Consider the following 9631-nt stretch of genomic DNA (forward strand, 5'->3'; position numbering starts at 1 on the left):
GACAGGACTGCACGCATACTGCAACGCGCATTGCACAATGCGCAACGATGGGGATTCATGGAAGAGTTCAAGGCCGTCCCGCTGGCATACGGTGCCACCGATCTCGCGACGCTGTCCGCGTCGCGCCCCGCGCTGCACACGTTCCCGACGCCGCTCGTCACGCTCAGCGAGGATGCCGTCCGGCACAACCTGGAGACGATGGCGGCCTGGTGCGCAGCCGCGGGCGTCCTCCTGGCGCCGCACGGCAAGACGACGATGAGCCGCACATTGTGGGAGCGTCAGCTCGCGGCGGGCGCATGGGGGATCACGGTGGCGACGCCGTGGCAGGCGTCGGTCGCGCTCGGCTGGGGCATCCCGCGGGTGCTGCTCGCCAACGAGCTCGTGCAGCCGGCAGCGCTGCGCGCGTTCGCCGGCCACACCGACCGGCTGACGGTGTGGGCGGACTCCGTGCGGGCGGTGGAGATCATGTCGGACGCGCTCTCGGCGGCCGGGGCCGCGCATCCGCTCGGCGTGCTGGTGGAGCTCGGCGCCCCTGGTGCCCGGACAGGAGCACGGGACCGCGACACGGCCCTGGCGGTGGCGCGTGCGATCGCCGCGTCCCCGGTGCTCCGGCTCGCGGGCGTCGCGGGGTACGAGGGCGCCGTGGCGCACGGCGAGACCGACGAGTCCCTTGCCACCGTGCGCCGCTATCTGGAGGACATGCTCGCGCTGCACGACGCCGTCGCCGCAGCCGGCCTCTACCCGGAGGGCGAGCCGGTGCTGCTGAGCGCGGGAGGCAGCGCCTACTTCGACGAGGTCGTCGAGGTGCTGGCGCCGCGCCGCGACCCCGAGGGACGCGCCGGGCGCGTGGTGGAGGTCCTGCTGCGGTCCGGCGCCTACATCACCCACGACGACGGCTACTACAGCAGGGTCACCCCGTTCTCGCGGCTCGGCGGCACCGGGTTCCGCTCCGCCATCCACGGCTGGGCGACGGTGCTGTCGCGGCCGGAGCCCGGCCTGGTGCTGGTGGACGCCGGCAAGCGCGACCTGCCCTACGACGACGGGATGCCCGTGCCCCAGGCGATCCGCCCGTTCGGCGAGATGGCGACCGTGCCGTTGACCGGTGCTGCGGTGACGCGTATGAACGACCAGCACACGTTCGTCCGGGTGCCCGACGACGCGGCCGTGCAGGTCGGCGACGTCATCCGGTTCGGGCTCTCGCATCCCTGCACGACCTTCGACAAGTGGCGGGCGCTGGCCGTCGTCGACGACGCACTCGCCGACGACCCGCGGGTGATCGGCCTGCTCGAGACGACTTTCGGATAGGAGAGCGATGCTGCTCGAGACACTGCGCGCCCACGGTGCGCTCGCCGTGGTGCGGGCGCCGCGGATCGACGACCCCGCCTCGCTCTGCCGCGCGCTCGCAGCGGGCGGCATCCCGGTCGTCGAGTTCACCTTCACCACTCCGGGCGTCGAGGCCGTGATCGCGGAGGCCGTCGCCGCTGCGCCGGACGCGCTGGTCGGCGCGGGGACCGTGACGGACGTGCGCACCGCGACCGCGGCGATCGAGGCCGGTGCACGGTTTCTGGTGACGCCGGGCCTCAGCGAGGGAGCGGCGGCCGTCGCACGCGAGGCGGGAGTGCCCATCCTGCTCGGCGCGCTGAGCCCGACCGAGGTGATGCGGGCCGTCGAGCTGGGCGCCGCGGCGGTGAAGGTCTTCCCCGCGTCGCTGGTCGGCCCCGGCTACCTGAAGGACCTCCGCGGGCCGTTCCCCGACATCCCGTTCGTGCCCTCCGGTGGCCTGGACGCCGGCAACGCCGCCGAGTGGATGCGCGCGGGCGCGCTCGCGGTGACCGCCGGCTCCAGCGTGGTGAGCGCCGCCGACATCGCGGGCGCGCGCTGGACCGACGTCGCCGAGCGGGCGCGCGCGTTCACGACGGCCGCGTCGGCGTGACCGGCGAGCTGGTCGTCCGCGGCGCCCGCATCCTCGACGGGAGCGGGCGTGCGGGCCGCACCGGCGACGTGCTCCTCGCCGATGGCCGGATCGCCGCTGCGGGCGGCCGCATCGACGCCGGCGGACGGCGCATCCTGGACGCCGACGGGCTCGCGATCGCCCCCGGCTTCATCGACATGCACGCCCATTCTGACCTCGCCGTGCTGACCGACCGGGCGCACCAGGCGAAGGTCGCCCAGGGTGTGACGACCGAGGTGGTCGGCCAGGACGGCCTCTCCTACGCACCGGCGACCGACGCGGCCGCCGCCATGCTGCGCGACCAGCTCGCCGGCTGGAACGGTGTTCCCGACGACCTCCGTGCCGGCTGGGGCACGGTCGCGGGCTACCTCGACGAGGTCGACCGCCGCGGCACAGCGGCGAACGTCGCGTACCTCCTCCCGCAGGGCACGATCCGGCTCGACGTGGTCGGCGCCGACGACCGGCCCGCCACCCCGGCCGAGCTGAGTGCGATGCGGGCCCTCGTCGACCGCGGCATGCGCGATGGCGCCTTCGGGATGTCGTCGGGGCTCACCTACGCGCCCGGGATGTTCGCGAGCACCGACGAGCTCGTCGCGCTCTGCGAGATCGTCGCGGCCCACGGCGGCTTCTACGCGCCGCACCAGCGCTCGTACGGCGCGGGGGCGCTCGCCGCGTACGCCGAGATGGTGGAGGTGGCGAAGCGTTCGGGATGCGCGCTGCACCTCACCCACGCCACGATGAACTTCGCGGTGAACAGGGGCAGGGCGGCCGAGCTGCTCGCCCTCGTGGACGACGCGCTCGCCGACGGCATCGACGTGACCATCGACTCGTACCCGTACCTGCCGGGGTCGACGACGCTGGCGGCCCTGCTGCCGGGCTGGGCCTCAGCCGGCGGACCCGGGACGGTGCTCGCCCGGCTGGCCGACCCCGCAGCGCGGGCGCGGATCGCGCACGAACTGGAGGTGACCGGCAGCGACGGCTGCCACGGCGTCCCGGTGGAGTGGGACACGATCGAGATCTCCGGCGTCCGCAACACCGCGCTGTCGGACCGCGTCGGCCGCACCGTGCGCGAGCTCGCGGTCGCGTCCGGTCGGGCACCCTCCGACGTGTTCTTCGACCTGCTGACGACCGACCGGCTGGGCACGGGCATCCTGCAGCACGTCGGCGACGAGGGCAACGTGCGTGCGATCATGCGGCACCGGACGCACACCGGCGGCAGCGACGGAATCCTCGTCGGCGGCAAGCCGCATCCCCGCGCCTGGGGGACCTTCCCGCGCTATCTGGGCAGATATGTGCGGGAGGAGGGGGTGCTCGGGCTGGAGGACGCCATCGTGCACCTGTCTGCGCGACCGGCCGCGCGGCTCGGCCTGACCGACCGCGGGCGCATCGCGCCGGGGATGATCGCCGACCTGGTGCTCTTCGATCCGGCGACCGTGAGCGACCGTGCCACCTTCGCGGAGCCGCGTGTGCGCCCGGACGGCATCCCGTGGGTCTTCGTCGCCGGCGAGGCCGTGATCGCGGACGGCGCCCGGACGGATGCGACCCCCGGCCGGGCGCTACGCTCGTCCGCATGCGCGCCTTCCTGATCCTGCACGGCTGGGACAACCACCGCCCGCCCGGGCACTGGCAGTACGAGCTGGCCGAATCGCTGCGGGCGCGCGGTGAGCGGGCCGTCTACCCGCAGCTCCCGGATGCGGCGACCCCGGACGTCGCCGCGTGGCACGCCGCGGCCGCCGAGGCGCTGCGCGAAGCCGCGGCGGACGGCGCGCGCGTGACCGTGCTCTGCCACAGTCTCGCCTGCCTGCTGTGGCTCGGCGCCCGTCCGGAGCAGGGCGAGGAGGCCGAGCGCGTGCTGCTGGTCGCGCCGCCGTCCCCGGGGTTCGTGTCGCAGCATCCCGAGATCGCCGCGTTCGCGCTGCTGCCGGTGAGCCGGCCGGACGGAGCGCTGATCGTCGCGTCGGACGCCGACCCGTACTGCCCGGAGGGCGCCGCGGTCGCGTTCGGCACCCCGCTGGGGATCCCCGTCACGACGATCCCGGGCGGCGGTCACCTGGAACGGACCGCGGGCTACGGGGCGTGGCCGTCGGTGCTCGAGTGGTGCCTCGATCCGGAGGCGACGATCGTCGCTCGCTGAGGCCTCCGCGACGGTCAGGGCTGGACCCCGGCCACCACCTCCACGAGCGCGGCGAACAGCGCGTCCCCCGGCTCAACGCCCATGACCTCGGTGACGATGTCCTCGGGCGACGCCTCCTCCAGCAGCTGCTGCAGCTCGATCGCCTGCGTGTCGTCCGCGGCGTCGAAGCGCAGCGCGGCGGAGACGGCGAAGAGGATGCCCTCCGGTACGCCGCCGACGTAGTGGGCGTAGTCCGACGCCGGACCGATGAACCGGTCGTTGCGTCCGAGCTTCCGCAGCGGCTCGCGGCCGACGCGCGTCACCTCGTCCACCAGGTGCGGGTTGCGGAACCGGTTCAGGATCTTCGCCCGGTAGGCGGCGAGCTCCTCCACGTCCAGCCCGTGCTTGGCCGACAGGGCGGCGGACGTCTCCTCCAGGGCCGCCTCGGCCGCCGCGAGCACGGCGGGCAGGGCGATCGCCTCGCTGATCGTCGCGACGCCCTCCAGGTACCCCGTGTATGCGACGGTCGCGTGACCGGTGTTGACGGTGAACAGCTTGCGCTCGATGTACGGCCCGAGCGAGTCGACGAAGTGGGCGCCGGGGATGTCCGGCGCGTCGCCCGCGAACGGGCTGCGGTCGACGACCCACTCGTAGAACGTCTCCACCGTCACGTCGATGCCGGCGTCCGCGGCCTGGGCGGGCACGATCCTGTCCACGGCGGTGTTCGCGAAAACCGCCTTCGCGGCGAGCTCCTCGCGGGTGTCGTCGTCGGGCAGACCGTCCATCAGCTCCGCGGCCAGCAGGTCGGTCGCGCCGATCGCGTTCTCGCAGGCCATGACGGCGAGGCGGGGGGCGTCGGCGGCGCGCGCGGCCAGGCCCTTCGCGATCACCGGCGCGACGAAGCGCAGGATGCGCGGCCCGACCGCGGTGGTCACGACGTCGGCCGTCGCGATCTCCGCGACCAGGGCGTCCTCGTCGCTCGCGCTGTTGATCGCGCGGAAGCCGGTGACGGTCTTCGTCTCCGACTCGTCGCCGACGAGGTGCACGCGGTACGCGTCCGCCGCCGCCAGCGCATCGATCAACTCGGCGTTGACGTCGGCGAACACGACCTCGTACCCGGCTTCGTGGAGCAGCAGCCCCACGAAGCCGCGCCCGATGTTGCCTGCCCCGAAATGGACGGCCTTCATTGCATCACCGCCTAGTCGTTGACGTCGGACAGCAGCGCGTACAGCGCGTCGGCGTCCGGCGCCTCGATGAGCTTCGCCACGTCGTCCTCCTCGGAGAACAGGATGGCGATCTTGCTCAGGATCTCCAGGTGCTCGTTGTTCTGGCCGGCGATGCCGACCACGAACCGCACCTCCTCGCCGCCCCAGTCGAGCGGCGAGGAGTAGCGGACGAAGGAGAGCGCCGACCGCGTGATCTCGTCCTTGGACTCGTTGGTGCCGTGCGGGATCGCCAGGCCGTTCCCCATGAACGTGGAGACGGTGTCCTCGCGCTGCTGCATCGAGTCGACGTACCCGGGCGTGACGGCGCCCGCCGCGACGAGCAGCTCACCCGCCTCCCGGATCGCGTCCTCCCGTGTGGTCGCGCTGCCCGCGGCCACGACGTTCGCCCGGTCGAGAATCTGGTCGGTCATTTGCTGGCGTCCTCCGTGGTGTTCTGCTTGGCGACGAGGTCGACGACCTCGTCGTACTTCGGGCTGTTCATGAAGTTGTCGACCGAGACGTGCAGCGAGTTCGGGGACTGGCCCTTCGCCCGGTCGGTCAACTGCTGCTGCGTGATCACCAGGTCCGCCGTTCCGTCGAGGTTGCTGATCGCCTGGTTGGTCACCGTCACCCCTTCGACGCCGGCCTTCTTGAACTTGTTCCGCAGCACGGACGCGCCCATCGCGCTCGAACCCATCCCAGCGTCGCACGCGAAGACGATGTTGCGCACCAGCCGGTTCGTGGCGTCGCCCTGCGCATCGCCGGTGTCGTGCTCGCCCTCGTTCACCAGGCTTCCGAGGACGCTGGACTCCTTGCCCTTGTTCGCCTCGGTCTGCGCGACGGCGGCGGACAGGTCGCCGGCGTTGCCCGCGGCGAGGTCGCGCTTGCGGCTGGACCGGAGCACGATCGCCGTGAAGGCGAACGAGACGGCCGCGGCGGCGACGATCGCCAGGGCGATGCCGAGCATGTTGGGCACCGGCGCCTGGGCGAAGATCGCGAACACCGACCCTGGCGCCGCCGGTGCCCGGAGGCCCGTCTGGAACGCGACGTTCACCGCGACACCCGTCATGCCACCGAGGATGGCGCCGATGATGAGGATGGGCTTCATCAGCACGTACGGGAAGTAGATCTCGTGGATGCCGCCGAAGAACTGGATGATGAACGCGCCCGGTGCGGCCGCGCGAGCCGCTCCCAGACCGAAGATCGCCCAGGCGAGCAGGATGCCGGCGCCGGGGCCGGGGTTCGTCTCGATGAGGAACAGGATCGACTTCCCGGCCTGCTGCGACTCCAGTGTTCCGATCGGGGTGAAGACGCCGTGGTTGATGGCGTTGTTCAGGAAGAGGACCTTGCCCGGCTCGACGAGGATGCTCACCAGGGGGAGCAGGTGCACCGACACGAGCCAGTCGACGCCCGCCTCCAGCGCCTTGCTCAGCCCCTGCACGAGCGGTGCGATGCCGAAGAAGGCGCCGATCGCCAGGAGGAAGCCGAGGATGCCGGCGGAGAAGTTGTTGACGAGCATCTCGAAGCCCGCCTTGATCTTCCCCTCCCAGATCCGGTCGACGAGCTTCATCAGGTAGCCGCCGAGGGGACCCATGATCATCGCTCCGATGAACATCGGGATGTCGGTGCCGACGATGACGCCCATGGCCGCGATGGTGCCGACGACGCCGCCGCGGACGCCGTAGACCAGGCGACCGCCGGTGTTGGCGAGGAGCAGCGGGAGCAGGTACGTGATCATCGGGCCGACGAGGCTGGCGATGTCCTTGTTCGGGAACGGACCCTGCGCGATGAAGAGCGCCGTGACGATGCCCCACGCGATGAATGCGGCGATGTTCGGCATGACCATGTTCGAGAGGAAGGTGCCGAACCGCTGCACGTGGACGCGTGCACCTCCGGGCTTCTTCGGTGTCGACGGTGTCGTCGACGTCGCTGTCGCCGATGTCATGATGGGGCCTCGTTTCTTGTCGGGGTAAGGGCTACCCGGGTTAGGGGGTGAACCGGGCCGCGGCCGCTCGGACCGCATCCCGGGCTTCGGCCGCGCCGTCGGCGGCCAGGGCTGCCTCGGCCAGGACGCGAGCCTGGTCGAGGGTGTAACGGGTGAGGGAGAGCCGCACGTCGGCGATGGCCGCCGGCGACATGGAGAGCGTGGTCGCGCCGAGCCCGACGAGGACCACCGCGAGCAGCGGGTCCGCCGCCGCCTCGCCGCAGATGCCGACAGGCTTGCCCTTCGCAGCTCCGGCCGCGCCGACGTCGCCGATCAGGCGCAGGACGGCGGGATGCCACGGGTCCTGGAAGCCGGCGACCGAACCGAGGAGGCGATCGGCGGCGAGCGTGTACTGCGTGAGGTCGTTGGTGCCGATGGAGGCGAACGCCGCCTCCTCGAGCACGCGGTCGGCGAGGAGCGCGGCGGACGGGACCTCCACCATCACGCCGACGGTCTTCAGCCCGAACTCGCTCGCGAGCCGGACGAAATACCGCGTCTCTTCGACGGTGGCCACCATCGGCGCCATCACCCAGAGGTCGGCGTCGGTGCGGGCGTCCGCCTCGGCGAGAGCGGTCAGCTGTTCGCGCAGGATGTCCTCGTTGGCGCGCAGCGCGCGCAGTCCGCGCAGGCCGAGGGCCGGGTTGTCCTCGTGCGCGTCGTTGAGGAACTCGAGCGGCTTGTCCGCGCCGGCATCGAGCACGCGCACGACGACCTTCTTGCCGGGGAAGGCCTGCAGCAGCTTCGCGTACTGGTCGCGCTGCTGCTCCACCGTCGGCGCCATCCGCGCGTCCAGGAAGAGGAACTCGGTCCGGAACAGGCCGACGCCCTCCGCCCCGGCCGCGAGAGCCGCGTCGGCTCCTTCCGCGGAGCCGAGGTTCGCCAGCAACGGGATGCTGGTGCCGTCCGCGAGCACGCCGGGCTCCAGGCCGCCGGAGAGGGCGGCCTTCCTGTCCTCGATGCGCCGTTCGGCGTCGGCCCGCTGCTCGGGAGTGGGGGAGACGGTCACCGTTCCTGCTGCGGCGTCCACGATCACCTCGGTGCCGTCCGCGAGCCCGTCCGCGCCCGCGACGCCGACGATCGCGACGATCGCCTTCTCGCGCGCGAGGATCGCGGTGTGCGAGGTCGGTCCGCCCTCGCGCGTGACCAGGCCGAGCACCTTGCTCAGGTCCAGCAGCGCGGTGTCGGCGGGGGCGAGGTCCCTGGCGACGAGGATGTACGGCTCGTCCGACTCCGGGACGCCGGGGGCGGGGCGGCCCTCCAGCGCGGCGATGACCCGCTGGGCCACGTCGTCGAGGTCGGTGGCGCGCTCGCCCATGTAGCCGCCCAGGCCGATGAGCATGTCGCGGAACACCGCGAAGCCCTCGTACACGGCCCGCTCGGCGGTCTTGCCGCCGTCGATGCGGGAGGCGACGTCGTCGGCGAGGGTCGAGTCCTCCGCCATCATCGACTGCGCCTCGAGCACGTCGGAGGCGACGCCGGTCACCTTCGCGGCACGGGCGCGGAGATCGGCGCCCACCGCGGCGACGGCCGCGGTCACGCGGGCCTTCTCCTCGTCGGGCGTGCGGGTGCTCGCCTCGTCGGCGGGCTCGGGGAGCGGATCGGACATCCGGAGCACGCGCCCCAGCGCGAGGCCCTGGCCGATGCCGGCTCCGGTCAGCTGCGTCGTCGTGTCGCTCATGATCAGGCGTCGTGGTCCGTTGCGAGGATCTCGGCCAGGTCGTCGAGCACCGCTTCGGCGTTCGGCGCGTCCGTGGTGAGCACGATCTTGTCGCCGTGGTCGATGCCGAGCGAGATCACGCCGAGGATGCTGCCGGCGTTCACGGCCTTGCCGCCCTCCTTCGAGAGCTGCACCGTGGCGCCCGAGTTGTTCACCGCCTCCACGAAGAGCTTCGCCGGCCGGGCGTGCAGCCCGTGGCTCGATCCGACAGTGATGATCCGCTCAGCCATGGTTGGTCTCCTTCTGTTCCGTGGGCGAGATGCCGTCCGCTCTCATAGTGCCGCCGCTTTCGCGTCGAGGGCCAGATCGAGCGCCCGGCCTCCGTCGAGCGCGGCGGGCGACACCGGCGGAAGGACCGCGACGGCCGTGCCGGTCTCGGCGGCCCTGGCGCGCAGGCCGGGCACCGAGGATTCGAGGTGCGCGCCGACGAGGACGACGTCGACGCCCTCGAACGAGTCGAGCTGGCTCGCGCTCCCGGCGGCGACGTCGGCCTGCAGCCCGCGGGCGGCCGCGGCATTGCGCAGCTTCACGGCAACGAACGTGCTGGAGGCGCCCGCGCCGCAGACGACGACGATCTTCATCGACCTGGCCTTTCGAGTGGAGCTGATGGATCGTCTGCCATGCTCCCTCCGCGCGTCCGCCGGTTCCAGCAGCCTTTCTT

The 9631-nt window shown here is 72.3% G+C and carries 10 protein-coding genes; 4 read left to right on the top strand and 6 right to left on the bottom strand.

Translation table 11 applies throughout. The features are described 5' to 3' along the window. Positions 1-57: 57 nt before the first annotated feature. Genes AAME72_RS07705 through AAME72_RS07720 form a run of 4 tightly spaced genes read left to right on the top strand, consistent with a single transcriptional unit; the run spans position 58 to position 4085 of the window. Positions 58-1305, top strand: coding sequence for an alanine racemase (locus AAME72_RS07705; RefSeq protein WP_348789653.1), 1248 nt, complete (start codon positions 58-60; stop codon positions 1303-1305). 7 nt (positions 1306-1312) lie between these two features. Beyond that, positions 1313-1933, top strand: a complete 621-nt coding sequence (locus tag AAME72_RS07710) for a bifunctional 4-hydroxy-2-oxoglutarate aldolase/2-dehydro-3-deoxy-phosphogluconate aldolase (protein WP_348789654.1) — start codon at positions 1313-1315, stop codon at positions 1931-1933. Further along, the gene (locus AAME72_RS07715) at positions 1930-3537 is read left to right on the top strand and encodes a D-aminoacylase (RefSeq protein WP_348789655.1); all 1608 of its coding nucleotides are present in this window, start codon (positions 1930-1932) and stop codon (positions 3535-3537) included. The genes AAME72_RS07710 and AAME72_RS07715 overlap by 4 nt, the downstream gene beginning before the upstream one ends. Beyond that, positions 3522-4085, top strand: a complete 564-nt coding sequence (locus tag AAME72_RS07720) for an alpha/beta hydrolase (protein ID WP_348789656.1) — start codon at positions 3522-3524, stop codon at positions 4083-4085. The genes AAME72_RS07715 and AAME72_RS07720 overlap by 16 nt, the downstream gene beginning before the upstream one ends. Before the next feature lie 14 nt (positions 4086-4099). Here AAME72_RS07720 and AAME72_RS07725 read toward each other — a convergent pair whose 3' ends face one another. From AAME72_RS07725 to AAME72_RS07750, 6 genes are read right to left on the bottom strand one after another with little or no spacing between them, the layout of a single operon-like run. Next, positions 4100-5251: a mannitol-1-phosphate 5-dehydrogenase gene (locus AAME72_RS07725; RefSeq protein ID WP_348789657.1), complete on the bottom strand. Its 1152-nt coding sequence runs from the start codon at positions 5249-5251 to the stop codon at positions 4100-4102. An 11-nt stretch (positions 5252-5262) separates the two neighbouring features. After that, complete coding sequence (locus AAME72_RS07730; RefSeq protein WP_348789658.1) at positions 5263-5700, bottom strand: PTS sugar transporter subunit IIA; 438 nt, start codon at positions 5698-5700, stop codon at positions 5263-5265. After that, positions 5697-7214 carry a PTS mannitol transporter subunit IICB gene (locus tag AAME72_RS07735; RefSeq protein ID WP_348789659.1) on the bottom strand — a complete coding sequence of 506 codons (1518 nt, stop codon included), beginning with the start codon at positions 7212-7214 and terminating at the stop codon, positions 5697-5699. The genes AAME72_RS07730 and AAME72_RS07735 overlap by 4 nt, the downstream gene beginning before the upstream one ends. Positions 7215-7254: 40 nt before the next feature. Continuing rightward, positions 7255-8931, bottom strand: a complete 1677-nt coding sequence (ptsP, locus tag AAME72_RS07740; protein WP_348789660.1) for a phosphoenolpyruvate--protein phosphotransferase — start codon at positions 8929-8931, stop codon at positions 7255-7257. A 2-nt stretch (positions 8932-8933) separates the two neighbouring features. After that, the gene (locus tag AAME72_RS07745; RefSeq protein WP_348789661.1) at positions 8934-9200 is read right to left on the bottom strand and encodes an HPr family phosphocarrier protein; all 267 of its coding nucleotides are present in this window, start codon (positions 9198-9200) and stop codon (positions 8934-8936) included. Between the two features lie 42 nt (positions 9201-9242). Further along, positions 9243-9551, bottom strand: coding sequence for a PTS IIB subunit (locus AAME72_RS07750; protein WP_348789662.1), 309 nt, complete (start codon positions 9549-9551; stop codon positions 9243-9245). Positions 9552-9631: the final 80 nt, after the last annotated feature.

This window comes from Leifsonia sp. NPDC080035 (assembly GCF_040050925.1).
In the GTDB taxonomy this organism is placed as follows: domain Bacteria; phylum Actinomycetota; class Actinomycetes; order Actinomycetales; family Microbacteriaceae; genus Leifsonia.